The sequence below is a fragment of the Halobacterium yunchengense genome, from assembly GCF_037031165.1.
In the GTDB taxonomy this organism is placed as follows: Archaea; Halobacteriota; Halobacteria; order Halobacteriales; family Halobacteriaceae; genus Halobacterium; species Halobacterium yunchengense.
Genome location: NZ_JAYEZL010000003.1, coordinates 129795 through 156319 on the forward strand (window position 1 = coordinate 129795; position 26525 = coordinate 156319).

General features: G+C 71.6%; 19 protein-coding genes. 4 read left to right on the plus strand and 15 right to left on the minus strand.

Annotation, left to right across the window (positions count from 1 at the left end; genetic code table 11):
* Positions 1-49 precede the first annotated feature (49 nt).
* Positions 50-454, plus strand: a complete 405-nt coding sequence (locus tag U5911_RS09740; protein WP_336036841.1) for a CBS domain-containing protein — start codon at positions 50-52, stop codon at positions 452-454.
* Positions 455-676: 222 nt separating this feature from the next.
* On the opposite strand, the gene U5911_RS09745 is transcribed toward U5911_RS09740, so the two are convergent.
* Positions 677-2593, minus strand: a complete 1917-nt coding sequence (locus U5911_RS09745) for a DsbA family protein (protein WP_336036842.1) — start codon at positions 2591-2593, stop codon at positions 677-679.
* Between the two features lie 446 nt (positions 2594-3039).
* Positions 3040-4935, minus strand: a complete 1896-nt coding sequence (locus tag U5911_RS09750) for an ArnT family glycosyltransferase (RefSeq protein ID WP_336036843.1) — start codon at positions 4933-4935, stop codon at positions 3040-3042.
* 312 nt (positions 4936-5247) lie between these two features.
* On the opposite strand from U5911_RS09750, the gene U5911_RS09755 reads away from it, so the two are divergent.
* A complete protein-coding gene (locus U5911_RS09755) occupies positions 5248-7182 on the plus strand; it encodes a thioredoxin domain-containing protein (protein ID WP_336036844.1) in 1935 nt (644 codons plus the stop codon).
* Between the two features lie 51 nt (positions 7183-7233).
* On the opposite strand, the gene U5911_RS09760 is transcribed toward U5911_RS09755, so the two are convergent.
* The 11 genes from U5911_RS09760 to U5911_RS09810 form a co-directional block, all read right to left on the minus strand.
* Positions 7234-8172, minus strand: a complete 939-nt coding sequence (locus tag U5911_RS09760) for a glycosyltransferase (RefSeq protein WP_336036845.1) — start codon at positions 8170-8172, stop codon at positions 7234-7236.
* A complete protein-coding gene (locus U5911_RS09765; RefSeq protein ID WP_336036846.1) occupies positions 8159-9184 on the minus strand; it encodes a DUF354 domain-containing protein in 1026 nt (341 codons plus the stop codon). The genes U5911_RS09760 and U5911_RS09765 overlap by 14 nt, the downstream gene beginning before the upstream one ends.
* A 58-nt stretch (positions 9185-9242) precedes the next feature.
* Positions 9243-10547 carry a nucleotide sugar dehydrogenase gene (locus U5911_RS09770; RefSeq protein WP_336036847.1) on the minus strand — a complete coding sequence of 435 codons (1305 nt, stop codon included), beginning with the start codon at positions 10545-10547 and terminating at the stop codon, positions 9243-9245.
* A complete protein-coding gene (locus U5911_RS09775; RefSeq protein ID WP_336036848.1) occupies positions 10540-11931 on the minus strand; it encodes a nucleotide sugar dehydrogenase in 1392 nt (463 codons plus the stop codon). Before U5911_RS09775 ends, U5911_RS09770 begins: the two co-directional genes overlap by 8 nt.
* Positions 11928-12509 carry an acyltransferase gene (locus U5911_RS09780; RefSeq protein WP_336036849.1) on the minus strand — a complete coding sequence of 194 codons (582 nt, stop codon included), beginning with the start codon at positions 12507-12509 and terminating at the stop codon, positions 11928-11930. The genes U5911_RS09775 and U5911_RS09780 overlap by 4 nt, the downstream gene beginning before the upstream one ends.
* 183 nt (positions 12510-12692) lie before the next feature.
* Positions 12693-13682, minus strand: a complete 990-nt coding sequence (locus U5911_RS09785; protein WP_336036850.1) for a Gfo/Idh/MocA family oxidoreductase — start codon at positions 13680-13682, stop codon at positions 12693-12695.
* Positions 13675-14796 (minus strand): DegT/DnrJ/EryC1/StrS family aminotransferase, encoded by a 1122-nt coding sequence (locus tag U5911_RS09790; protein WP_336036851.1) that lies wholly within the window; start codon positions 14794-14796, stop codon positions 13675-13677. The genes U5911_RS09785 and U5911_RS09790 overlap by 8 nt, the downstream gene beginning before the upstream one ends.
* A 189-nt stretch (positions 14797-14985) precedes the next feature.
* Positions 14986-15507, minus strand: coding sequence for a DUF7344 domain-containing protein (locus U5911_RS09795; RefSeq protein WP_418771532.1), 522 nt, complete (start codon positions 15505-15507; stop codon positions 14986-14988).
* A gap of 49 nt (positions 15508-15556) precedes the next feature.
* On the minus strand, positions 15557-16465 hold the full coding sequence (locus tag U5911_RS09800) for a glycosyltransferase family 2 protein (protein ID WP_336036853.1): 909 nt from the start codon (positions 16463-16465) through the stop codon (positions 15557-15559).
* A 165-nt stretch (positions 16466-16630) separates the two neighbouring features.
* Positions 16631-18364: an asparagine synthase-related protein gene (locus tag U5911_RS09805; protein WP_336036854.1), complete on the minus strand. Its 1734-nt coding sequence runs from the start codon at positions 18362-18364 to the stop codon at positions 16631-16633.
* Positions 18365-18515: 151 nt separating this feature from the next.
* Positions 18516-18809: a PadR family transcriptional regulator gene (locus U5911_RS09810; RefSeq protein ID WP_336036855.1), complete on the minus strand. Its 294-nt coding sequence runs from the start codon at positions 18807-18809 to the stop codon at positions 18516-18518.
* Positions 18810-19349: 540 nt separating this feature from the next.
* Here U5911_RS09810 and glmU point away from each other — a divergent pair.
* Both glmU and U5911_RS09820 read left to right on the plus strand, forming a co-directional pair.
* Entirely contained in the window at positions 19350-20531 is a 1182-nt protein-coding gene (glmU, locus tag U5911_RS09815) for a bifunctional sugar-1-phosphate nucleotidylyltransferase/acetyltransferase (RefSeq protein WP_336036856.1), read from the plus strand.
* A 66-nt stretch (positions 20532-20597) separates the two neighbouring features.
* Entirely contained in the window at positions 20598-22790 is a 2193-nt protein-coding gene (locus U5911_RS09820) for a lipopolysaccharide biosynthesis protein (RefSeq protein WP_336036857.1), read from the plus strand.
* A 144-nt stretch (positions 22791-22934) separates the two neighbouring features.
* Here U5911_RS09820 and U5911_RS09825 read toward each other — a convergent pair whose 3' ends face one another.
* Positions 22935-24626 carry an asparagine synthase-related protein gene (locus U5911_RS09825; protein WP_336036858.1) on the minus strand — a complete coding sequence of 564 codons (1692 nt, stop codon included), beginning with the start codon at positions 24624-24626 and terminating at the stop codon, positions 22935-22937.
* Between the two features lie 16 nt (positions 24627-24642).
* Positions 24643-26460: a glutamine--fructose-6-phosphate transaminase (isomerizing) gene (gene glmS, locus U5911_RS09830; RefSeq protein WP_336036859.1), complete on the minus strand. Its 1818-nt coding sequence runs from the start codon at positions 26458-26460 to the stop codon at positions 24643-24645.
* Between the last annotated feature and the right edge of the window lie 65 nt (positions 26461-26525).

A 26525-nucleotide genomic window follows, 5' to 3' on the forward strand; every position in this document is an offset into this window, starting at 1 on the left:
GGCGGCACTCCGGACAACGCTTAAGGCGTGGCGGGCGACACCTTCACGCATGGACGACATTTTCGTCGGTCAGCTGATGTCGGACGGCATCCACACGGTGACCCCGGACACGTTCGTCGAGGACGCGGCGCAGGTGATGCTGGACGAGGAGATCGGCTCCGTCATCGTGGTCGACGACGACGGCCGACTCGAGGGCATCCTGACGAACACGGACTTCGTGACCATCGTCGCGAACAGCAAGCCGAAGGCGCGGACGACCGTCGAGCGGTACATGTCCACGGACGTCGTCACGGCGAGCGCACAGGACTCCATCCGCGACGTCGCGGACGCGATGCTCGACCACGGCTTCCACCACATGCCGGTGGTGGACGACGACGGCAGCGCCATCGGCATCGTCACGACGAAGGACCTCACGTCGTACATCTCGACGGTCCAGACGCCGAGTCCGGCCTGACCGGCACGCGGTACGGGTGCTTGCGGCACGCGGTACGGGTGCTTGCGGCACGCGGTACGGGTGCTTGCGGCACGCGGTACGGGTGCTTGCGGCACGCGGTACGGGTGCTTGCGGCACGCGGTACGGGTGCTTGCGGCACTCGGCACGGGTGCTGGCGACGCTCGGGTGGGCCGTCGGTCTGGGCGGCCTACGGTCGCTCGCTGACCGGCGTTCCGAGGAGCGCTACAGGCGCTCGCGGATCCAGTCGGCGAGGTCGTCGCGCTCGTGGGGGTCGTTCCGGTCGAACCACGTCATCTCGCCGTCCAGCAGGACGCAGGGGATGTCGCCGGGGATCCCGTTCGCGCCGGCGAGGTCCGCGCTCTGCTCGCGGGTGTCGGCGTACGCGTCCTCGAGGGCGAGCACGGAGATCAGCCCGAAGTTCCGCACGCCGAACGCGGAGAGGAAGTCCGCGCTGTCCTCGTAGGTCTCGAGGTCGTAGGCGTCGTGGTGCTCGTAGGCCCACGCGAAGAACGACCAGAACTTCGGCCACTCGTGGTCCCAGACGCCCTGGAGCAGGTTCGCCAGGAACCGCCCCCGGTCGCTCTGGAGGCCGTACGGCCGGTAGCGGACGTTCAGTTCGCCGGTCGCCACGAACTCCTCGAGGACCCGGGGGAGGGCCATGAGCGCGGCCTGGTCGTCCTGCTCCATCTCGAACCCGAAGAACACGTCCGCGGTCGGCGCGTCCCCGCCGCCCATCGTCGCGTACGTGCGCCTGCTTGCGTCGTCGGGCCACGGCGCGTCGGCGAGCACGCTCGGGTCGGTCGCGTCGGACGTCGTCCGGTCCATCCCGGCGGGGAACGGGCAGGCGTCCGAGACCCTGAGGCCGTCGACCTCGACGTCCCCGTCGTCGCTGACGACCGCTTCGTCGGGGACGTTGATGTTCGTGTCCACGATGCGGTTGTTCGCGGCGTCCGCCTCGACCAGTACGCCGTTCCGGTGGTCGCCGGTCTGGTGGATGCAGACGTTCTCGAGGATGACGTCGTCGCGGCGCAGGCAGACCGCCGAGCGGTAGGCCGCTTCCCCAGTGACGGAGACGTTGCGGATGGTGGTGGAGCCGGGGTCGTCGATGCCGGTCGGTTCGTCGGCGAGCACCGCTGCGGCGCCCCGACTTCCGTCGGAGCCGACGCTCGTGTAGTCCTCGCCGACGTAGATTCGCGAGTCGACGAGTTCGAACCCGCCGCCGGAGTAGGCGCTGACGACGCCGCCGCCGCCCTGGCCGCTCTCCATCCGGATGTCGCAGTTCTCGATTCTGACCGGGCCGTGGCCGTCGGCGACGCGGATGCCCCGGGAGTTGTCGTGGTCGAGGTGGTCGTCGTCCACGACGACCGTCGCGTCGCGGACGTAGCTGCCGGGGCTGCCGAGGCGGATCTGCGTGATGTCGTTGTTCTTGTACACGCCGCCCTCGACGTGAACCGGTCCGCGCGACGCCGAGGCGTAGAGGCCGTTGTTGCCGAAGCCCTCGACGTGGCAGTCACGGAACGTGACGGTGCCCTCGGTGTCGACGTAGATGCAGACCGCGGTCTGCGGTTCGCTGCCGTCCTCGACGCGGAGGTTCTCGACGAGCACGTGGCCGTCCTCCTCCCACGCCGAGAACCCGAACGCGGTCTCCGGTCCGTCGTGGTAGCCGCGTTTCGTGACGTCCCGGACGACGATGCCGTCGTACCCGCCGAACGCGACCGAGGGGTCGGTGTCGGGCGCGCTGTGGTCGAGGGTGAACCCCTCGAAGTGGATGTCGCGGACGAACCCGCCGCCGATCCAGACGTCGCTGCCGTAGTCGGGCCCGGGGACGAGCGTGGCGTCGCCCGTCCCGACCATCGCGAAGTTCTCCCGTTCGTAGAGGCTGAGCTTGTTGATCTTGTAGCGGCCGTCCGGGAACTCGAGGCGCGTGTCGTCCTCGTTGTACTCGGCGAGCACGTCGTCGACGAGCTCCTCGCCGGTCGGGTCCGCGCCGGCTTCGACCACGTCGACGACGGTGTCGTACTGGGACGCGTCGGCCGTGGCAGCGCCGGCGAAGGCGAGTCCCGCGGCGGTGGTTCCGGCGGTTTTCAGGTAGCTTCTGCGACTGAAGACCGGGCCGCTCGTGTCGGTGTTGTCGAACACGCTCACCACCATTACAAACGTACTAATAGTTTTTTTCCTAATTTAGAAACTGTGTAAAATAGTCGGTTTTCGGAGTGGTGCCGCGGTCGAACCGCTGCCGTCGCCCGGTTGCGAATGGAAGACAGTATTTTACAAGTTTTGTAGTTACTTTCCCGACCAGTTGTTACGAAAACGACAGAATTGTGGTCGTCGCGGCGCGACCCCGGTCCGAGGCCCCCGCTGGGCCCCGTGCCGAACTGGCACGCGACCCCGACCGGCTCTCCCGAACTGCTGAGCGGCCCTGATTGACACCTCCTCCAACTGACAGTCGACTCCGACTACTCAGTCCAAACCACCACGCATCCCGGACTACCCAGTCCGAACCACCACGCATCCCGGACTACCCAGTCCGAACTACCACGCGACTGCGACCGTCCTCCTCCCGGTCGCCCGGCGGTCGCAGCCCCTCACCCGGGCTGCCTGCAGAGGGACACGTCCCCGGACGCGTACAGGCGGCTCCGCGTGGGCGAACAGACCCGGTCCCTGGACACCTGCGTGAGGCGCGTCGACCCGTTCGGTCCGGCGACCAGCGGCGCGCCGTTCGACTGGTAGCTCCGGTAGACGACGAGTTCGTTCGTCGCCCGCCCGTCGGGCGGAATCCGCATCGGCGCCGAGACGTGGCTGTCGGTCCGCCGGAAGATGGCCGTGTACGGCGCGTCCGTGTATATCGGCGGCGTCTCCTCGTTCGTGACCTCGTCGATGGTCCCCACGGCGTCGACCTCCGTCTCGGTGAACGAGTACCGCGGCTCCTTGGACTCGAAGACCGGGTTGTCCAGGGTGGCCGCCCCGGAGATGGACATGGCGGCCGGCAGCACGAGCACGAACACGAGGAGGCCGACCGCGACGGCGCGCGGGTCGACGTGGTAGACCACGTACCGGAGGCCGAGGGCGCCGACGACCGCCATCGGGACGTACATGAACGCGTACCACCGTCCGGGGAGGAAGAGGCTGACCCCGAGAATCGGGAACGCGAGGACGACGGCGGCCATCACCCCGATGGTGACGACCTGGAGGGCCCGCGAGTGCGTCCGGTTGTGGGCCTGGAGGACGTAGTACGAGCCGAGCGCGGCGAGAAACAGGAACGCCAGGAACCCGAAGACGTCGACGTACGCGATGACCTTCGTCAGCAGCGTCGCGCTGTCCGAGCCCGCCGTCGAGGCGACGTTCTTCGAGCTCGAGACGTCGAGCAGGCCGATCTGGCGGAACAGCGTGTTGCGGAGCCGCAGCAGCATCACCGTCGTGAACGACTCCCCGGAGTACGGGGTGACACTCCAGTCGAGCGTGACGAACCCGAGCCCGAACGCGAACAGGCCGGCCACGTTCGTGGGCTCGTGGTCGGGCGCCAGCAGGTCGCTGTGCAACAGCAGCTGCGTGAGCACCGCCAGCCCCAACACGACGAGCGTGACGAACGCCGACAGCTGGTGGGTGAGCGTGACGGCGACGACGGCGCCGGCCAGCAGGCCGACGTCCCGGGCGCGGTACTCCTGGAGGACGCGCGCGAGGTAGACGGCGAACACCACGAAGAACGCGAGCCCGAGACTGGTGGGGATGACGTGGAGGCCCCACCGGACGACCTGCGCGCTGACGGCGAACATGGCGGTGGCGAACAGCGCCCACCGCGGTTCGGTGAACCGGCGGGCGCCGTAGTAGACGAGGCCGGTCGACAGCGTGGTGACGACGCCGACCGAGAGGTAGAGGGCGTCCCGCTCGGGGAGCCCGGTGAGGTCCGCGGTCGCGGCCACGAGGAGGTGGTAGAACGGGGAGGCGACGTACTTCGTGTCCATCGCGCGCAGCGACCCCTGGGCGCGGATGCCCTCGACGTACGCCATGTGCGACCAGACGTCGATGCCGATGTAGCCGGCGACGGAGTAGAGGCCGACGAACCGGACCGCGAACGCGAGCGCGACGATCCCGAACAGCACCACGCCGGGCCGCAGGTCGTCGCGGTCGACGAACAGGACGCGCGCGAACAACAGCGTGCCGACGGCGCTCGCGCCGGCGTAGAAGGCGAGCGTCCGCTGGCCGACCAGGCCGCCGTAGCCGAAGAGGGCGGCGATGCCGCCGAGGGCGAGGAGTTCGAGGAGGCGGGCGCCGCCCGTGGGGAGCGTGGGCAGCGGGTAGTTCAGCGCCGGGTCGGACCGGGTCGCGAGCAGGTACAGGACCGAGGCGAACCCGAGGACGACGGGCAGCGTCGTCGCGTAGACGTGCGAGACGAGGAACTGGAGCGGGAAGATGCAGGCGGCGGCGACGAGTCCGAGCGCCGCGACGCCGCGGTCGAGTCGTCTGCGCGCGAACCAACTCATCGTCCCGGGGTTCCGCCCGCCGCGGGTTTACTATACGGTGTGTAATCCGGTCGCTTCCCGGAGGGGTCGCCAGGGGGGCGGCGTCGGCGGACTGGTGGACCGCGACCGGGGCCCGTCGCCGGGCGCCGTCGGGGAGCCACTCCGCGAGACGTATCAGAGTAATTTACTGTTCTCGGTGGGTGTCCGAGAGTGCCGCAAACCCCGGCATCAGCGACCCCTCGGCGCCGATATGTGACTCCTTCGACCTATGAAGAACGTATATCATGTCGTATTTACGCCAGTTATTTCATGAGGAACAGTGACGTACGACCCGTGTCCGACGAACCCACACTCACACGGCGCAGCGTACTGCAGACGAGCGGCGCGACCCTCGGCGCGCTCTCCCTGGTCGGCACCGGTGCCGCGAGCCTCTCCTCGAAGTACGAGACGGTCGTCGACGTCGTGGAGGCGGGCGCCGATCCGACCGGCGGCGAGCCCGTCGACGACGTCGTCGAAGAGAACCTCGACGACGACACGCTCCTCGAGTTCCCCGACGGCCGCTACGTCGTCAACAACGTCGACGTCACCGGCCTGACGAACGCCGCCATCGTCGGGACGGGCGACGCCACGCTCGTCCCCGGCGACGACTACGACGTCGACGTCTGGATCGGCGGCTCGAGCCTCCGGGACTTCCGCTTCGAGGGGTTCACCCTCGACAACACGGCCGCCGGACACCACCCGTCCGTCGGCTTCTCCGCCTACGACGACCTCGTCGTCCGGGACGTCCGGAAGGAGGGCCGACACGAGGCCGAGAACACCGCCTTCGGCGTCTCCGTCTGGGACGAGGACGGGAGCGCGCTCGTCGAGGGCCTCCGGATGCCCGACGGCAGCGAACCGCAGACGGCCGTCGGCGTCTACGTCGACAGCGAGGGGTCGGTGACGTTCCGTGACTGCCACGTCGAGGGCTTCGGCAACAACGGCCTCTACGCGTCCCACTCGAACGGCCCCGTCCACGTCGAGGGCGGCGTGTACAAGAACAACGACATCGCCCAGATCCGCCTCGGCAGCCCCGGCAGTTCCGTCCACGACGCCACCATCGCCGTCGACGAGGCCAATCCCGACCACGACAACGCCCGCGGCGTCCGCGTCGCCGACGGCCCCGGCCCCGTCGAGGTGTCCTCGTGCGAGATCGTCATGGAGGCGGGCGAGGGCGGCGGCGGCGTCGTCAACGCGTACTCCGGCGGCAGCCTCCGGCTGGAGAACTCCCGCATCTACGTCGGCGAGGACTACACCACCGTCGGCTCCGAGCGCACCGCGGCGGCCGTCCTCGTCGACGAGCCGACCGGCATCGACGACCCCGGTTCGACCACCATCCGCAACGTCGCCATCACGGGCGGCGGCACCCGCCTCGAGGCCGCGACGTTCCGGCGCGACGACGTCACCGTCGAGAGCGTCTGCGTCCACCAGACCGGGACCGACCGGAACGGCCTCGTGTTCACCGACCAGTCCCAGGGCAACGTCGTCGAGAACGTCACCGTCAACGTCCCCGGCCAGGTCATCGCCGGCGGCGGCGACGTCGAGACCAGCGGCATCGACTCGGAGGGCACGTGCGTGCTGCCGGACGCCCTCGGCGACGGCGAGGACGGCTCGGACGCCGACGACGGCGCCGACGCCGAGGACTCGCCGACCGGCCCGCCGCTCCCCCAGGGCGTCCACGACTACACGTACGCCGTGACGGGCACCGACCCCGGGAACCCCACGGCGACCGTCTACGGGAGCTTCAAGTGCCCGTACACGCAGGAGTTCGTCCGCGGCAACTACGAGACCGTCCGCGAGGAGTTCGTCGAGTCCGGCGAACTGAACCTCCAGTACCGGGACGTCGCGTACGAGCCCGAGGACCCCGGCGACCCCTACATCCTCGACGGCGGCCGGAGCGACCTCGTCTCCAGGGTGGCCCTCGGCGTCTGGGACGTCGAACCGGAGAACTACTGGACGTTCTTCGAGTACGTCTTCGAGCGCCAGTCCGGCCTCGAGTGGACCTCCCTCGAGGACCTGACAGCCGCGATGCGGGACGCGGGCGTCAGGAACTGGGGGAAAGTCCGCGTCCGCGTCGACGACGGCTGGTACGAGTCCCCGGTCGAGGAGACGACCGCGGCCGCCCGCGAGGCCGGCGTCTCGTTCGTGCCGCAGCTCGAACTCGACGGCGACGTCACCGCGCCCCACCACGAGACGGAGGCCGTCCTCGACTGGATCGAGGCGCGGCTGTAAGCGACGAGTCGCTCGCGGAGACTCAGGCGGCGCCGCGTCGGCCTCCGGGCGTCACTCGCCGAGGACGTCCCGGTAGATGGCGTGGAGGCGTTCGCCCGTCTGCTCGCGGTCCGGTAGCTCGAGCACCGACCGGCCGTCCGAGCGCTCGCCGGCCGCGAGCACGGACGCCAGCGCGTCCACCAGTCCGTCGTCGGTCTCGCGGACGTGCGAGCGACTGACGCCGTCGAGGGCGGCCGGCGCGAACCCCACGCTCGTGGAGACCACGGGCACGTTGCAGGCGGCGGCCTCCTTGACCACCATCGGCCCGCTCTCGTGGCTGGACGTCACGAGGACGGCGTCGCTGGCGTTCATGTACTGCGGCACTTCATCGTGGGGGACGCCCCAGATCCAGCGGAGTTCCACGGGCTCGTCGAGGCGGTCGTCGACGGCCGCGACGATGCGCTCCGCGCGCGGGTAGTCTTTCACGTCCCGGTCCGGGTGGTACGGGAACAGGACGACCTTCGCGTCCGTCTCCCAGTCGACGGCCGCCCGCGCCGCCGACCGCTCAATCGGCCGGAACGTCCCCGTGTCCACCGGGAACGGGACGACCTCGTGGGAGACGTCGAACGCGTCCGAGATGGGCGCCGACGGCACGACGACCCGGTCGCTGGCCCGCGCGGCCGCGCTGCTGACCGCCGACAGGCGGGCCGACTCGCCCATCACCTCCGACCCCCAGAGCGTCAACACGACGGGGCGGGTCGGCTGCGCGAGCGCGAACGGGCCGACGAGGCCGTAGTTCGCGTGCACGAGGTCGTAGTCGTCGAGGCCCGCGCGGAGCACGCGCTGGTAGAACCGCCGGTAGGCGTCGACGGTCCCCGCCGCGCCGTCGGCGTCCGGCACGGCGACGGTCGTACAGGAGACGCCGCGGTCCTCCAGGGCCCGCACCTGCTGTTCGAAGAACGGCGACGCCGTCGTGACGACCTGGAGGACGTCGAGGTCAGTTCGCGGCACAGATCTCGTTCACCGCGACGTCGAGGGGGTCCTCGACGTCCGCGAGCAGTTCGACGCGGCGGCGCTCCCAGTCGTACTCGTCGTCGCGCTCCAGCAGTTCGACCGCGGTCTCGATGCCGGTCTGCTGTCGCTGCTCGCCGTGGTGGTCGAAGACGAGGCCGTACTCCTCCGCGAGGCAGTCGGTCACCCCGGAGCTGAGCGAGCTCACGTACAGCGCGGGCGTCCCGAGCACCGCGCTCTCCGTGACCATCGTGGCGCCCTCGCCGACGAAGAGGTCGGCGTAGTACAGCAGGTCGTGCATCTGGTGGGGCTGGACGTCGATGCGGCGGTCCGCGTACCCGACGGGGACGTCGCCCTCGGCCGTGACGAGGACGCGCGCCCCGGTCTCCTCGAGGCTGTCGATGACGTCGCCGACGTCGTCGAACCCCTCCTTGTCGGTGTCGTGGAACGCGTCGGCGGCGACCGACCGCAGCACGGCGTACCGCTGGTCGGCGTCCAGGTCCACGCGGTCCAGCACCGAGGGGTCCGGCGTGAAGCGGTCCGGGTGGAGGTACGCGAGCTCGTGGCAGCCGTCGTAGCGGCGCTGCTTGTCCCCGACGTCGTTCCGGTAGCACGTCGGCGTGCAGACGGTGTCCGCCAGCGGGAACGCGAGCGCGTTCGTCAGGGTCGCGTGCTCGGTGTCCGTGAACACCACGCAGCGCGCGCCGACCAGCGTCGAGACGTGCGCGACGGAGACGCCACCGATGGCGGTCATCACGTCCGGCCCGATGCCCGCCGCGTGGCGGAACAGCCGCCACTCGTAGGAGAGCTGGCCGACGGCGCGCGGCCCCGGCGGGCTCCCCGGGCCGGGCAGCGCCTCGTGGTCGACGCCGTGGGCGTCGAGGAGCGCCCGGATGATCGGTTCGTCGCGGGCGAACACGTGGACGTCGTGGCCCCGCGACTGGAGCTCGCGCACCACGTACCGGTAGAAGTGGGCGTGTGCGGGGTGCTGGACGCTGATCAGGACGTCCACGTCTCGCTCACCCCGTCGGCGGTCTGCGTTCGGTCCGTTCGCTCTGGTCGTGTCCGTGTCATAGCCTGTCGTAGACGAAGCCGTGTGATTCCGCGGTCGCCTCGTCGACGACGCCGGGGACGTCGACGAGCACCGGGTCGTCGTCGAGCGCGTCCGCCATCGCCGCGAGGTCCGGGTCCCGGAACTCCTCGTGGGCCGTCGCCAGCACGACCCCGTCGTAGCCGCCGAACGAGAGGGTCTCGTGGACGTCGACGTCGTCGTCGACGTGCCGGCGCACCTCCTCGGCGTCCGCGTGGGGGTCGTAGCCGCCGACGGTGACGTCGTAGGACTGGAGCGCGCTGACGACGCTGCCCACGGGGGAGTTCGCCACGTCGCCGACGTCCGGCTTGTACGCGAGGCCGAGCAGGAGCAGTCGGCTCTCGCGGAGCACGCGGCCCGTGTCGTTCAGCGCGCGGAGCGCGAGCCGGGCGACGTGCCGCGGCACGTGGTCGTTGATCTCCCGGGCCTGCAGAATGAGCTTCGGCGAGAAGCCGTCGCTCTCCGAGCGATACACCAGGTAGAGCGGGTCGATGGGGATGCAGTGTCCGCCGACCAGCCCCGGCCGGTAGCTGTCGTCGAAGTTCCACTTCGTGCCGGCGGCGTCGAGCACCTCGTGGGTGTCGAGGTCCATGTGGTCGCAGGCCATCGCGAGCTCGTTGCTGAGCGCGATGTTGATGTCCCGCTGGACGTTCTCGATTGCCTTCGCCGCCTCCGCCGTCTCGATGTCGGGGACGCGGTGGACCTCGGCGTCGACGACGCGGTCGTACAGCGCCACCAGGTCCTCGCGGACCGCCTCGCGGCGCGCCCCCACGATCTTGCTGACGTCGCCGACGCCGCGGCCGTCGACACCGGGCGAGACCCGCTCGGGCGAGTACCCGACCGAGAACTCCTCGCCGACGGTGTACCCGGAGCGCTCCTCGATGGCGGGCACGAGCACCTTCTTCGTCGCGCCCGGGTACACCGTCGACTCGAGGACGACGGTCGTCCCGGGGGTGACGTGCTCGCCGATGGTGTGTCCGGACTCCTCGACGTACCCGAGGTCCGGGTTCTGCATGTCGTCGACCGGCGTCGGCACGGTGACGACGACGTAGTCCGCGCGACCGATCGCCGCGGGGTCGTCGGTGAACGTCGCGTCCGACGCCGCGAGCCGGCGGTCGCCGACCTCGTCGATGGGGTCCGTGCCGGCCGAGAGCGTGGCCGTCTTCGCCTCGTCGATGTCGTACCCGACGACCTCGAGGCCGGCCTCGTCGAACGAGAGCGCGAGCGGGAGGCCGACGTACCCGAGGCCGACGACGCAGACCACGTCCCCGGCCGGCTCAGTCATGCAGACCCACTCCCCGGTAGTCGACCTCGACGGCGTCGCGCAGGTGCGTGAACTCCTGTCTGCCGTCGACCACGAGGAGCCGCTCGCCGTGGGGGCGCAGCGACCGGACGTCCAGGCGAGCGAACGCGTCCTGCGGGGTCACGAGGACGACGGCGTCGAAGGACTGCTCCTGGAGGCGGCTCACCGATTCGGGCGTGCCGCCGACGTCCTCGAAGGCCTCGTAGTCGTCCAGCACGGGGTCGACGACGGTGACGTCCGCGCCGACGTCGCTGAGGTGTTCGACGATGGGGAGCGCGGGCGTCGACCGGATCTCCGCGACCCCCGGCCGGTACGTCAGCCCGAGCACGGCCACGTCGGCCTCGCTCGGGGGAGTGCCCGCCTCGCGGAGCCCGTTCAGCGTGAGCTCCGTCGTGTAGAGGGGCATCATCTCGTTGATCTCGCGTGCGGTCTCCATCAGCTGGCTCGAGGACTCGAAGCGCTGGATGAGGAAGTGGGGGTAGTAGGGGATGCAGTGGCCGCCGACGCCCGCGCCGGGCGTGTGGATGTCACAGAACGGCTGCGTGTTCGCGGCGTCGATGGCGTCGACGACGTCGATGCCGAGCTCGTCGGCGTGCCGGCCGAGCTCGTTCGCGAGCGCGATGTTGACGTCCCGGTAGACGCCCTCGAAGACCTTCACGGCCTCCGCGGTGGTCGCGTTCGCGACCGGGATGACGTCGTTGCTCGTGAGCTCCCCGTAGACGACCTCGGCGACGCGCGTCGACTCGTCGTCGACGCCGCCGACGACCTTCGGGTGCGCGCCCCGGACGTCCCGCAGCGCGCGACCGCTGGACGTCCGCTCCGGGCAGAACGCCAGCCCGAACTCCGAGCGGTCGAGACCGCTCTCCGACTCCAGCAGGGGGAGCAGTTCGTCCCGGCAGGACCGCGGCGGGAGCGTCGACTCGAAGACGACGGTGTCCCCGGCGTCGAGCCCCGCGGCGATGTCCCTCGCGACGTCTTTCACGACCGAGAGGTCGGGTTCGTCGTCGTCGTCGACGAGCGTCGGCACGATGACGACGTGGAGGCTCGCGTCCTCGGCGACCGCCGCGCCGTCGGTGAACGCCTCGAGGGACCCCTCCACGACCGCCTCGCGGACGAGGTCGTCGAGGCCGGGTTCCCCGTCGATCGGGCTCTCGCCGCGGTTGACCGCGCGGACGACGGACTCGTCGACGTCCACGCCGGCGACGTTCCCCGTGGTCTCGGCGTAGACGGCGGCCAGCGGCAGCCCCATCTTCCCGAGGCCGTAGACGGCCACCGGGACCTCCCCGGAGACGAACGCCGACCGCTGGCGGTCCGTCGCCAGCTCCGAGCCGTACAGCTGCACGCGCTCGTCGAGGGTGCCCGTCATCGCTGGTTCCCCCCTTCGAGGACCGGCGGCAGGGCGCGGTGCTCGGCCGGCGCGCCGACCGCGAGCGTGTCCGGCGGGACGTCGCGCGTGACCACGGCGCCCGCCGCGACGAACGCGTTCTCGCCGACGGTGACGCCCGGGAGCAGCGTCGCGTTCGCGCCGACAGACGCGCCGCGCTCGACGGTCGGCCCGGCGAGCTCGACGTCCTCGCGGAGCGGGTACGGGTCGTTCGTGAGGACGGCGTACGGACCGAGGAAGACGTCGTCGCCCACGACCGAGTGCTGGGGGACGTAGACGCCGGTCTGCATGCTGACGTTCGACCCGACGTCGGTCTCGCCGTCGATGACCGCCCGCGTCCCGACGAGCACGTCGTCGCCCATCGTCGTCCGCTCCCGGACCACGGCGTCGTGGCCGGTGGTGAACCGGTCGCCGGCGACGACGTCGCCGTAGACGACGGTCCCCGAGCGGACGCGGGCGTCCTCGCCGAGGTGAGCCGCGCCGGCGTCCTCGTCGTACTCGTAGCCGACGGTCGCGCCGGGGTCGATGGACGCGCCGCCGTCAGTCGTGTTCACTGCCATGCCACTCGCTCCGGTCGCCGCCCGGAGGCGGCCGCGTCCGTCACAACCGGGTCTGGACGCGGTTGGTGTTCGAACGTGTTCATGCCGTACCGGGAACAGGCCCCTGGGAGCCTTCACTATAAATCAGGTAAACGAGAGTTTACAGCGTCTGTAACCGCGATTCGGGAGGAGGCGGCCGGCCGGTCAGTCCTGTGCGACCTCGGAGGGCTCCGAGCGGTCGCCGCCGCGGACGCGCTCGCGCTCGAGCTCGCGGGCGAGCTCCAGGACGCGGAGGCCGTCCTCGCCGGTGACCGGCGGCGCGTCGCCGCTCCGGACCGCGTCCGTGAACGCGCCGAGTTCGCGCTCCAGGGGGTCGGCGTCGGCGACCGTGACCCGTTCGACGAGGTCCTCCCGTCGGCACTCGACGTCCCCGACCTCGCCGGCGTACTCGGCCGCGCCGTCGCGGTGGACCTCGACGGTCCCCTCGAGCAGGTCGGCCTTCACCCGGCAGGTCTCCGCCGTGACCGTGACGCGGCGGACGTCCTCCCGGGTGACGCGGCTCGCCGTCAGGTTGCACACCACGCCCGTGTCGAACTGGAGGGTGCCGACCGCGTACCGGCCCTCGGCGGTGCCGAACGCGCCGCAGGACGCGACCTCGCCGTCGACGAGCGACCGCGCGAGGTCGATGTCGTGGATCATGAGGTCCATCGTCGCGGTGTCGTCGATGTCGCGGTCCGGCGGCGGCGTCAGGCGCTCGGCGTGCGCGGCGATGACCTCGAGGTCCTCGACGACGCGCTCGAGCGCCTCCACGACCGGGTTGAACCGCTCGACGTGGCCGACCTGGAGGGTGGCGTCGTTGCGGTCGGCGCGCTGGACGAGGTCCCGGCCCTGCGCGGGCTCCTCGACGAACGGCTTCTCGACGAGCACGCCGACGCCCGCCTCCAGGGCGCGCCGCGCGAGGTCGTAGTGGTACTGGGTCGGCACGGCGACCGTGACCGCGTCCGCGCGCTCGAACAGCGCGTCCGCCGTGACGGCGGCCGCCCCGAGCGAGGACGCGACGGACTCGGCGCGGGACTCGTCGGCGTCCGCGACCCCGACGAGTTCGACGCCGGGCAGGGCGTCGTAGACGCGCGCGTGGTTCCAGCCCATGCTCCCGACGCCGACGACGCCCGCCCGGACCGGCCGCTCAGACATCGTCGGCGGCCACCTCCTCGGTGAGCACCCGGCAGACGTGGTCGAGCTGGCGCTCGGAGAGCCCGGGGTGGACGGGCAGCGAGAGGACCTCGTCGGCCAGCGCCTCCGCGACCGGCGCCTCGCAGTCGACGTCGTCGTACGTCGGCTGCTGGTGGATGGGGATCGGGTAGTAGATGCCGGTGTCGACGGAGTTGGCTTCCAGCGTCGACGCCACCTCGCTGCGGTTCCCACAGCGCACGGTGTACTGGTGGTAGACGTGGCGGCGGTCGTCGGGCTCCGTCGGCGTGACGAGGTCCGTCTCGGAGAGCCGCTCGGTGAGCACCGCGGCGTTCTCACGGCGCGCGCTGTTGAACTCGGGCAGCCGCCGGAGCTGCGCGCGGCCGATGGCAGCGGCGATGTCGGTCAGCCGGAAGTTGTGGCCGAGGTCGACGTGCTCGTAGCCCGCGCGGTCGCGGCCGTGGTTGATGAACCGCTCGGCCGCGTTCGCGACGTCGGGGTCGTCTGTCGTGATCATGCCGCCCTCCGCGGTGGTCATGTTCTTCGTCGGGTAGAACGAGAAGCACGCCACGTCGCCGTGGCTGCCCGCCGGCTCGCCGTCGTACTGCGCGCCGTGGGCCTGCGCGGCGTCGACGACGAGCGGGACGCCGTGGTCGTCGGCGACGTCAGCGAGCGCGCCGACGTCCGCGGGGAGGCCGTAGAGGTGGACCGCGAGGATGGCGTCCACGTCCCCGGACGCCGCGCGGATGCGCTCCTCGACGGCCACGGGGTCGAGCGTGAACGTCTCCGGGTCGACGTCCGCGAACGCCGGCTCGGCGCCGGCGTGGCGGACGGCGTTCGCGCTCGCGACGAACGAGAACGGCGTCGTCACGACGGTGTCGCCGTCGCCGACGCCGACGGCCTCCAGGGCCGCGTGCAGGGCCGCCGTGCCGTTCGCCGCGGCGACGGCGTGGTCGGCGCCGGCGTACTCCGCGTACTCCGACTCGAAGGCCTGGACCTCGCTGCCGGCCGCGAGCTGGCCGGACTCCAGGACGTCGACGACCCGGTCGATCTCGGCGTCGCCGATCTGGGGCGCGGCGATGGGAACCTGCTCGCGGGCGTCCGTCGACTGCGTCACGCCGACCACGCTCCGCGGCCGGCGGGGACGTCGCGGCACTCGGCGCGCCTGCGACGCGGTTCGCGGTGCGGTCTGCTCGTCTCTCGTCCGCGTGGCGGCAGTTCGGATGGCACTGTCACTGTCCGGGCGTCCGGGCCAAACCGGCTTTATTATGAGTCTGTTAGTCGCCCGGCCCGGCGAGCGCGGCGGTCACGCCGCGTCGTCGACCCGCGCCAGCCGGACGGCGACCGCGGCGGCCAGCCCGAGGACGACCAGCCCGCCGACCACGGTCGCGGCGACCGCCTCCCCGAGGACGACCGCGGTCAGGACGACGGCCGACAGCGCGACCGCCACGGCCGCCGCGAGGCGAGCGCGACCGAACGCCCGGCCAGGCGGGACGGGCGCGTCGGCGTCGGCCACGGCTTCGCGGACGGGGCCGCGGTCGAAGTCCCGACCGCCATCGCCGACGATCCCCTCGTCGGCGTTGAACGTGACGACGCCCCGGTCGTCGAGTGCCGGGAGGTCGACGTCGTGGAGTTCCTCGCGGATCCGGCGGCGGTCCGGCGGCGACTGGGTGGCCGCCCGCTGGGCCTCCCACTCGGCGACGCGGTCCGCGAGCTCGTCGATGGTCATCGGCGTGTCCGCTTCGGCGACTGTCCGGACGACGTGCTCCCGCCGGCGCCGACTCGTGCCCGGGGAGACGTCGCTCGATTCGGACCGGTCTACCGGCAAGACGTCGCAAGGAACACGATGGAGCGACTTAAACGCCGGGTTCGGGACGTCACGACCGCGACGGTTTCACGCCGTCGAGGACCGCCTGGATCAGCCCCGGGTACTGGCGCGGCCCCGGCACCGACGCGCGGCGGGCGTGCCGGAGCGCCGCCCGGAACTCGCCGTCCTGGAAGTAGAACTTCGCGAGGAACCGGTGGTGGATGCCGCGGACGTCGTAGCCCTCCCGCTCGAGGCGTTCGACGGTGTCGGCGAACTTCGCGAGGTAGCGGCGGTCGGACTGCTCGACGACCGACGCCGGCGGTCGGCCCGTGTCGTACCGGCGAACGAGGGTCTCGTCGACGTACGCGAGCTTCCCCTGCCGGAGCACGCGGATGAGGAACTCGGGGTCCTGGAACCGCTCGAAGGACTCGTCGAACCCGTCGACGGCGTCCACGACGTCCGCGGACACGAGGAGCGTCGACCCCGCGCTCGTGTGCAGGCGGTCCATGAGCACGTCCTTGACGAGTTCCACGCCGCCCTCGGCGCCCTCGGTCTGGGAGAGCCTCGTCAGGCCCGCCCAGCGCGCGAACCGCCGGAGGGGGCCGGCGTCGTCGCCGATCTCGACGCCGCAGTAGACGGCCACCCACTCCGGCGGTCGGGACTCGAGGACCGCGACCTGGCGCTCGAGCTTCCGGGGCAGCCACGCGTCGTCGGAGTCGAGGAACGCGACGTACTCCCCGGACGCGCGCTCGATGCCCGTGTTCCGCGCGGCGCTCGCGCCGCGGTTGTCCTCGTGGGCGACGTACGTGAGGCGGTCGTCGTCGTAGCTCCGCACGACCTCCTCCGTGTAGTCCGTGGACCCGTCGTCGACCACGATCAGTTCCAGGTCCTCGTGGGTCTGTGCGAGCACGCTCTCGATGCTCCGGTGAATCCGCCCGGCGCGGTTGTAGGTCGGGACGACGACGCTGACAGTCGGCATCTGATACTCGCGGCTACACGCTCCGGTTGCTTTACTATACGACGGGTAAGACCGTTTCGCGTGGCGCGTACGGCCGGGGGAGGGGCCGTCTCGCCGTCGCTTCCGGGACGCGAGACGGGGGTAGCCGGTCGCCTGCGTCCGGGAACCGCTCGCCGCCGCGACTCGTCAGGTCGGCGGCGCGGCGGGCTCGCGAGGCAGCCGCAGGTGGTAGGTCTCCGTGCCGGGCACCGGCTCGAGGTCGTCCGCGAGGAGGACGCGGTCCCGCCAGACGCTGAACGTGAGCAGCTCCCAGGTCAGCGACCCGTGGCCGGCAACGTGGCGGTCGTAGCTCGCCGGCGACAGCACCGCGGGCGGCTCGTATCGCTCGAACGCCGACGCCAGCGGACCGCCCGGCTCGACGTACCGGCCGATGGGCAGCGAGCCCGAGTGCTTCCCGCGGCGGACGTCGTACTCGGGCACGCGCCGCGACAGCAGCGCCTTCGGGACGTGCTTCGCCGCGAACGGAGTGGAGTCGCCGGGCCGCGGCACGTACCGGCGGTCGGCGGGGACGGCGAGGGCCGTCTGTGCGACCCGGCGCGCGCGGAACGGCGCGACGACGTCCTGTCCCCACACGAACCCGAGCTGTCGCCACTGGTTGACCGCGTCGTCGCCGAGGAAGTCGACGAGGTGGCCGACCTCGGCCTGGCGGGGGAACGTCGGGTCCGCGTCGAGGTTCGCGCGCTCGCCGGCGTACTCGACGCGGCGGTTCGCGCGACGCCGGACGACGTCCGCGTCGAAGACCTCCGCGACGGCGCCGGGGTCGACGTCCGCGGCGAGCGCGTGCGCGAACGACTCCGGGCTCGAGGCCGGTCGCTGGAGCTGCGCGCGGCGGGCCGCCAGCGCCTCGTAGCCGGCGGCGGCGCGACCGCCGAGGCGCTCGGCGGCCCACTCGGCGACGCCCGCGTCGACGACCGGTCCGAGCCAGTCCGCGATGCGCGCCGCCTTCACGCCGGGCAGGCCGAACAGCGCGTCCGCGCACTGGCCGTTGACGTACTGGCCGGGTTCCATCGACTGGAACCCGGCGGCCGTGAACACCGTCTGGTGGTACCGGGGCGGCAGTCCGAGCGCGTCGACGGCCGCCTCCAGGTGGTCGAGGAACGACGCCTCGGCGACGGGGACCGCCGTCCGGGAGGCGTCGATGGCGGCCGCGGCCTCGCGGGCGGCGACCACCTCGGGCCGGAACTCGGGGGCGTCGACGGTCACCTGGACCGGCGACGGCGCGTTCCGCCGGTAGGACGCCAGCAGGGTGGAGTCGACGCCGCCGGAGAACATCGTGTGGGCGCCCGGCCGGACGCCGACGCGGACGACGTGCTCGAGGGCGTCCCCGAGCGCGTCGACGGCGCGGCCCGGGCTGTACCGGTGGACGGTCTCCAGGGTGTCCGCGACGCGCCGCGTCCACTCCCGGTCGGCGCCGTCCCAGCGGATGCACTCGCCGCGGCCGAGCCGCGAGACCTCGGCGACGTACGTCGACGGCTCGACCGGCGACCGGAACAGGAGGTGGTCGGCGAGCGCGGTCCGGTCGACCGTCCGGTCGCCGACCGCCAGCTCGCGGACCGCGTTCCGGAAGTGGTCGGCGAGCACGAGCGTGCCGTCCGAGGCCTCCAGGTAGAAGACGTCCCGGCTGCTCGTCGCGCTCCGGTAGGCCTCGACGCGGCCGCCGCGGTCCGTCCCCGAGACGAACACGACGACGGCGTCCTCGGTCTGCGCGGCGAGGTCGTCGCAGACCGCATCGAGGCCGTCCGCGTTCGAGACGAGGTCCCGGACCCGGTTCGTCGCGACCGCGGACACCACCCACGTGCCGTGTTCGCCCTCGACGACCAGCGTCTCCGGGTCCGCGAACAGGACTCGGACCCCGGTCATCTCCGTGCGGGCGGCGGCCGCGTCCCACCGCGTGCGGGCGGCGGCCGCGTCTCGCCGCGTGGGGTCGGCGAGCGAATCTCGCTCCCTGCGGACTCTGCACGCGTCGCGCTGCGTCGGCCGCGAGTCCGGCCGCGGCGAGTTGCCGGGCGACTCACGGCTCGACCACCTCGTCGACGGCGACGTACGCGCGCTCCCACGCGAGGCGGTCCGCCACCCACGCCTCGCCGTCGGTGGTGAGCGCGTACTCGTTCGAGCGGCCGTCCCTGGCGCCCTTCTCGACCAGCCCGGCGTCGACGAGCGTGCCCAGGTCGATGTAGATGTGACCCGAGAGCACGTCCCGGCCCTGGGTCTCGACGAGTTCGCGGCGGACCTCCTGGCCGTTCGGCGAGTCGCGTCCGGCGACCGCGAACAGGACGTCCCGTTGGAGGGCGGTCAAGTCGGCCATCGTTCGCTCGCCCCTACTGGCCACGGCCACAAGTATGCCCAGCACTGTTCAGCGGGCTTAGCAGGGGAGTAAGGCGCTCTCGGCTCCGTCAGCGGGCGACGCGCTCGCCGCGCCGGCGGCGTTAACAACCGCATAGTAACGGTGGTAGCGCCCGTGGTCTCCCTCAGGACGGTCCGGGCGCGACGGTGCGCCTCGACGCAGACCGTCCACTGGTGGCACTCCCGACCCCTCCCCCCACCCGTCCCCCCTTCCCTCTCACCAGTCCCCCTTCCCCTTCACCAGTCCCTCCTTCCCACTCGTCCCGATCACCGCCCACGCGACCCCGTCACTCCACCCCTACCCACGCCCGCTCGGAGCCAGACTCCCGTCCGTTCACGAGCCAGACTCCGTCCCCCCAGAGCCAGACTCCGCCCCTCCGCGAGCCGAACTCCCGTTCTGCACCGCGCGAGCTGCGCGACCCCCAGCGTCGAGCGAATCCACGGCAGGCGGCCTTACATTGCCTATAATGAAACTCGTGGGGCGGGTACGTCAGGTCGAACGATGCAGGCCGTGATCCTCGCTGCCGGCCGCGGGACCCGCATGCGCCCGCTCTCCGACAGCCGACCGAAGCCGATGCTCCCTGTCGCCGACAGACCGCTGCTCGCCCACGTCGCCGACGCGGCCGTCGACGCCGGCATCGACGAGCTCGTGTTCGTCGTCGGGTACGAGGCCGCGGCGGTGCGCGAACACTTCGGCGACCGCTACCGGGACGTCCCGGTCGAGTACGTCGAACAGGACTCCGCCGACGGCACCGCCGACGCGGTCCACCGGGCGGCGCCGGCCCTCGAGGGGGACTTCGTCGTCCTCAACGGTGACAACCTCTGTACGGCGGCCGACGTCGACGCGCTCGTCGAACGGGCGCCGAGCGTCGCCGCCTACGAGGTCGACCGCCCCTCGAACTACGGCGTGCTCGCGACCGACGGCGGCAGCGTCACGAACGTCGTCGAAAAGCCCTCGGACCCCCAGACGTCGCTGGCGAACGCGGGCGCGTACGCGTTCCCCGGGCGGGCACTCGACTGGCTGGACGTCGAGGCCAGCGAGCGCGGCGAGCGCGAGCTCACCGACGTGCTCGCGTCGGTCGCGGACGCCTACGAGGTGACGCCCGTCGAGTTCGACCGCTGGCTCGACGTCGGGCGGCCGTGGGAGCTCCTCGCGGCGAACGAGCGCCGCGTCGGCCGGCTCGACCGCCGGCTCGACGGCGACGTCCACGAGGACGCGACCGTCCGCGGCGACGTCGTCGTGGAGGCCGGCGCGACCGTCGACGCCGGGTCGGTGATCGAGGGTCCGGCGCTCGTCCGCGAGGGCGCGTCCGTCGGTCCGAACGCGTACGTCCGCGGGACGACGCTGGTCGGCCCCGGCGCCGAGGTCGGACACGGCGTCGAGGTGAAGAACAGCGTGCTGATGGCCGGTGCGAGCGTCAGCCACCTCTCGTACGTGGGGGACAGCGTGCTCGGCCGGGACGTGAACTTCGGCGCGGGCACGAACGTCGCGAACCTCCGCCACGACGACCAGCCGGTCCGCGTCCGCGTGAAGGGCGAGTCGGTGTCGACGGGCCGCCGGAAGTTCGGCGTCGTCGTCGGCGACGGCGCGAAGACCGGCATCAACACGAGCCTGAACGCCGGCGTGACGCTCTCCGAGGGCGCGACGACCACGCCCGGAGAGACGGTGACGAGGGACCGATGACCGGACCACCACGCGGCCGGGTCGACGAACGGACGCCGCCGGCGCCGCCAGGGGTGGCGTAGACGTGTGTCACGGAGCGTCACCGCCGGGTTCAGCTTCGTCGTCGCCGCGAAGGTCGTGTTGCTCGTCCTCGGCATCGTCGCGTCACCGCTGCTCGTCGCACAGCTCGGCACTGACCCCTACGGGCGGTACGTGTTCCTGTTCTCCCTGTTCAGCCTCTACATGAACGCGCTCAGCCCAGGCGTCACGGACGGCGTGCGGAAGTACCTCGGCGAGAACCGCAGCAGCGAGAACTGGGAGGGGCGCATCCTCGGGTTCTACCTCCGGTACGGCCTCGTGCTCGCGGTGGCGGGCGCGGCCGGCCTCTGGCTGGCCGCCCGGACGAACCTCCTCGGGCGCTTCCTCGACGGCGAGCACCTCGGCCTCTACCTCAAGCTGCTCGCCGTGCTCGTGCTCGCGACGCAGTTCCGCGAGTACTTCCGGCACTCCCTGATGGGGTTCAAGCTCGAGCACTACGCGATGGCGCTCCGCGTGCTGTACAAGGTCGGGTTCCTCGCGCTCGCCATCGGGCTCGCCGTCCTCGGCTACAGCGTCGTCGGCGTGCTCGCGAGCCACATCGTGATGAGCGTGGTCGTCGGCGCCGTCGGCCTCGCGGTGGTCGCGCGCCGCGTGTCGCTGGCGACGGTGCTGTTCCCCTCCTCGCGTGACCTGCCGCGCCGGGAGATGCTCTCGTTCAACAGCTTCAGCATCGTCCTCATCCTCCTCATGACCTCGCTGTACAACGTCGACATCCTGTTGCTCCGCGGGTTCGCGGGCGAGACCGAGGTCTCGTACTACAAGATCGCGTTGCTGTTCGCGGAGTTCCTCTGGTTCGTGCCGATGGCCCTCCAGACGGTGTTGCTGCAGTCGACCAGCGAGCTCTTCGAGCGCGACGACCACGCGCGCATCAAGGCCATCGCCGCCCGCGTCACCAGGTACACGACGCTGCTCACGGCGCTGATGGGGCTGGGCATCGCCGCGCTCGCGTCCGCGGCCATCCCCCTGATGTACTCGCCGGAGTTCGTCGCGAGCGTCGGGCCGCTGCTGGTGTTGCTCCCGGGGGCGTTCGGGTTCGCGGTGGCGCGACCGATACTCAGCATCGGCCAGGGCAGCGGCCGGCTCCGCGAACTCGTCGTCGGGACGTCCGTCGCGGCCGCCCTGAACGTCGCGCTCAACCTCGCGCTCATCCCCCGGTACGGGACGATGGGCGCGGCCGCGGCGACGACGACGGCGTACGGCTCGATGCTCGTCTTCCACGTCTGGAGCGCGCGCCGCATCGGCTTCGACCCGCTCGCGGACATCCGCGCGGTCAGGACGGCCACTACGGTCGTGTTCACGGCGCCCGTGCTGTACGTGCTCGTCGACGCGCTGCCGGAACTGGTCTCGCTGGTCGTCGTGCCGCCCGTCGGGCTCGCCGTGTTCACGCTCGCCGCGTTCGTCACGGGCGCCCTCGACCCCGTCGAGGTGACCAGCTTCCTGAGCGCGCTCCCGGGGCCGTTCGGGCGGTTCGCGGAGGACGCGCGGAGGCTGGGCGGCGACTGGCTCTCGGACCTGACGTTCTCCCGGCGGGACGGCCAGCGGTGGCTGCTGGCGGCGGGCGCGGTCTTCTTCGCGGTTGGCCTGGTCTTCTCGGTCGCCGGCGCCGGACTGATTCCGGGGCTCGGCGGCCCGAGCGACGCCGAACCCGAGCAGACCGGGCCGCCCGCGAACGCCACCACCGTCCCGCTGGAGACGACCGAGCAGGACGCCACGACCGGCGCAGCGACGACGGACGGGACGCCGACCGGCGGGACGACGACCGACCGCCCGACGACGACGTCGGCGCCACCCGGGAGCGAGACGACGACGGACCAGCCGCCGATCGGCAACGAGACGACGACCGGCCAGCAGCCGACGACCCGGCAGACGACGGACCAGCCGACCACTCGACCGACCACCACGCGGACGACCAGCCAGCCGACCACCACGGACCGGGCCACGACACAGCAGACCACCAGCCAGCCGACGACGACACAGCAGACCACCAGCCAGCAGACCACCACGCAACAGACGACCACGACCACGAACGACACCACGACGTCCACGACGACGGAGACGACCATCCTCGAGACGACGACGAACGACACCACGACGAACGACACCACGACCACCGACGACACGACGAACGACACCACGACGCAGTCGACGCTCCTGCAGTGGCTGCTCGGCGGGTCGTCCTGAGAACCCGGCGCTTCCTTCTGTGACCGCTCGGCGGGTCGTCCCGAGGACGCGCTGGACGTCCGGTGAGCGGCAGAGAACCTGAACGCGATGGGGCGGCCCTCCGAGGTCGACCACTCCGAAGAACGGGAGCGGCGGCGCTCGCGGCTACTCCACGTTCGCGGGCGTGACGAGCGCGTCGACGGAGTCGACGCGCGGACCGTCCGCGAGGACGTCGAGCCAGCAGACCGCGTCGTTGAACCGGAGTTTGACGCGCGGCGGAAGGTCGCGCAGGCCACTGCCGGCGACGAACAGCCGCTCGTCGAGGTCGGTGCGGCGGTAGTGCTCGCGGCGGTCCGGCCACGCGCTCTCGAAGGTGTCCAGGCCCGGGAGCGTCCGCCGGAGGAACTTCTCGATCTGGTTGAGGACGTACCGGTCGTGGGGGCGGTCCGGCGGCCGCGGCGAGAGCAGCGAGGCGTCCAGGCGCTCGAGGGCCCGCCGGTAGGTCCGCTCGTTGCGGTGTTCGGGCGGCGTGCGGAGGTGCCAGTCGACGAGTTCGGCGTCGGCGGCGACGAAGGTCGCGAAGAAGTTGTCCGCGAGGTGCGCGTGGAAGGGCATCGTCGGCTGGTTCTGGATGCCGACCGCGGCGACGGCGTCGTGGGGCCGCTCGAAGCGGTCGGCGAGGCGGTCCCGCTGGGCCTCGATGGCGTCCCGGCAGAACGCGACGCTGTCCTCCGCGAGGACGTCGTCGCCGACGCCCGGGTGGTCGGAGAGCCGCCAGAAGCCGAAGTTCTCGAACAGCAGCGTCTCGGCGACGTCCGGGTCGGGCTCGAGGCCGCGCAGCGGGAGCGTGTGCCCGAACGCGCTGACGCCGCGGCGCGGGCGGAAGTGGCCGGCCAGCAGCGTGTCGAACAGCAGGCCGTGGTGCAGCGAGTCCAGGTCGATGGACGCGCCGTCGATGGCGTGGTGGACCTGCAGGGACTCCCTGACGCCCTGGCCGTACTGGACGGTCTCAGGGTCCGTGTTCAGGTAGCACTGGCCGGGAGCGAGCACGCGGTGGTCGACGTCGTACTTCTCGGCCACCGCCCGCGCGACGTCGACCTCGTCGCTCCCCGGAGTGCCGAGCGTGTAACTCGCCTCGAGCCCGTCGAGCTCGGCGAGCAGCAGCCGCGAGTCGTAGCCCGCGCTGAGGAGGACGCCGGTGCGGCCGGGCTGGCCGCTGCGCCGTTCGATGGCGCGCCGGAGGCGGCGGGCGAGCGACGTCACGTAGTCGAAGTCCTCGGCGTCGTAGACGAACCGCGCGAGCTCGCCGACCGCGTCCGGCTCCAGGTAGCCGTCGAAGGGCACCCGGGACAGCTCCTCGAACAGCGTGCGGTCCCCGAGCACGACGCCGAGGTGCACGAACTCCTGGAGGGCCCGCCGGCACGCGCTCGGGTCGTCGACGACGTCGACGACCGCGGCCGGGTCCGTGCCGAACGCGCGCGGCCCGGCCGCGTCCGTGTAGAAGCACTCCCGCGTCCGCAGCGGGTCCGTCACGACCGCGGGCCGGTAGCCGTCGTCGACGACCGCGAGGAACGACCCGCTCAGCGAGTCGAGGGCCTTCGAGCCGACGTTCGGGTACTGGTCGAGCAGCCAGTCCGCGGGGTCGTGGCCGTTCGCCGGGAGGTACGCCTCCCCCCAGACGACACAGCACGCGTCCTCGCGGACCGCGACGTGCGTCCGGTTCGGGACGCCGAGGCCGTCGTCGCGGACGCCGACCGTGAGTGAGGGGCCTTCGACGACGCGGTCGAACTCGGCGTTCGAGCGGTGCCGCTCGAACGCGGACCGGTCGCCGAACACGCCGAACAGTTCCTTGTTCACGGTCGGAGTGGGTGCGTCATTCGACGGTGACGCTCTTCGCGAGGTTCCGGGGCTTGTCGATGGACCGCCCCAGCATGTCGGCCGCGTGGTACGAGAGCAGCTGCAGCTGGACGTTCGCCAGCAGCCCCTCCAGGGCCGGGTGCGTCTCGGGGATCCGGAGGGCCTCGTCGGCGAGGTCGTCGTGCTCCTCCGGGTCGGCGGTCACGAGGACGATGGGCGCGCCCCGGCTCTTGGCCTCCTTCGCGTTCGTCAGCGTCTTCTCGTTGTGCCGGCCGGTGACGAGCGCGAACAGGGGCGTGGACGGCGTCACCATCGCCAGCGGGCCGTGCTTGAGGCGGCCGGAGGTGAACCCCTCGGCGTGCTGGTACGTGATCTCCTTGAACTTCAGCGCGCCCTCCATCGCGACCGGGAACCCGAGGTTCCGGCCGATGAAGAAGAACGCCTCGTCGTTGACGTACCGGTCCGCGAGCCGCGCCGCCTCCGAGCCGTCCAGGACGGTCTCGACGTCCTCCGGGAGCTGCCGGAGGGCGGCGGCGAGCTCGTCGAAGTCCTCGCGCGGCTCGGCGTCCGGGAAGTCCTCAGCGAGCCGGCGGGAGAGCAGCGTCAGGGAGACGACCTGCGAGGTGAACGTCTTCGTCGCGGCGACCCCGATCTCGGGGCCGGCGCGGATGAACAGCGTGTGGTCGGCGTTCCGCGCCGCGGTGGAGCCGACGACGTTCGTGACGGCGGCCGTCGTGGCGCCGGCGTCGGCCGCGTGACGCATCGCCGTCAGCGTGTCGGCGGTCTCGCCGCTCTGCGTGACCGCGACGACGAGCGAGTCCTCGGACGCCGGGCTGCTGCTCGTGTCGTACTCGTTGGCGCGGTAGGCCGTCGAGTCGATGCCGACGTCGTCGAGCAGCTTGGAGCCGTACAGTGCGGCGTGATAGGAGGTCCCGCAGGCGACGAACTGGACGTCGTCGTACCCCTCGAAGGTGCCCGGCGGGAACCCCTCGAGGTCGACCGTCTCCTCGTCGACGTCCAGGCGGCCCTCGAGGGTCTGCGTGAGCGCGGTCGGCTGGGTGTGGATCTCCTTGAGCATGAAGTGCTCGTAGGCGCCCTTCCCGGTCTCCTGGGGGTCCCAGTCGACGTGTTCGACCTCGCGGTCGATCGGCTCGCCGTTGACGGACAGCGTCGCGACGTCACCGGGCCGGACGACCGCGACGTCCTCGTCCTCGAGGAACACGACGTCCTGCGTGTACTCGAGGAACGCGGGCACGTCGCTCGCGAGGTAGTAGGAGTCGTCGTCGACACCGACGACGAGCGGGGTGCCGTTCCGTGCCGCGTACACCGCCTCCTCGCCGTCGACGACGGCGGCGATCGCGTAACTCCCGTCGAGGGCCTCGACCGTCCGCCGGAACGCCGTCTCGGCGTCCGGACAGTGCTCGAGGTGTTCGCTGAACAGGTGCGGCACGACCTCCGTGTCCGTGTCGCTCGTGAACTCGACGCCCCGGTCCTCGAGCTCGGCGCGCAGCGACTGGTAGTTGTCGATCACGCCGTTGTGGACGACGGCGACCTCGTCGTCCTCGTCGGTGTGGGGGTGGGCGTTGACGTCCGTCGGCGGACCGTGCGTGCTCCAGCGCGTGTGACCGATGCCGACGTCGCCGTCGTCCGTCATCTGGGAGAGCTCGTCCCGGACGTCGGAGACGGAGCCGGCTCGCTTGTACACGGACAGCCCGGAGCCGTTCTCGACGGCCACGCCCGCGGAGTCGTACCCGCGGTACTCGAGGTTCTGGAGGCCGTTCAGGAGCGTGGGGACCGTGCTGTCGGCGCCGACGCAGGCGATGATCCCACACATCAGCCCCACCCCACGTGCGGCGGGGTGTTCGCGGCGCTACCACTCGGATGGTCGCTCCCGGCTCT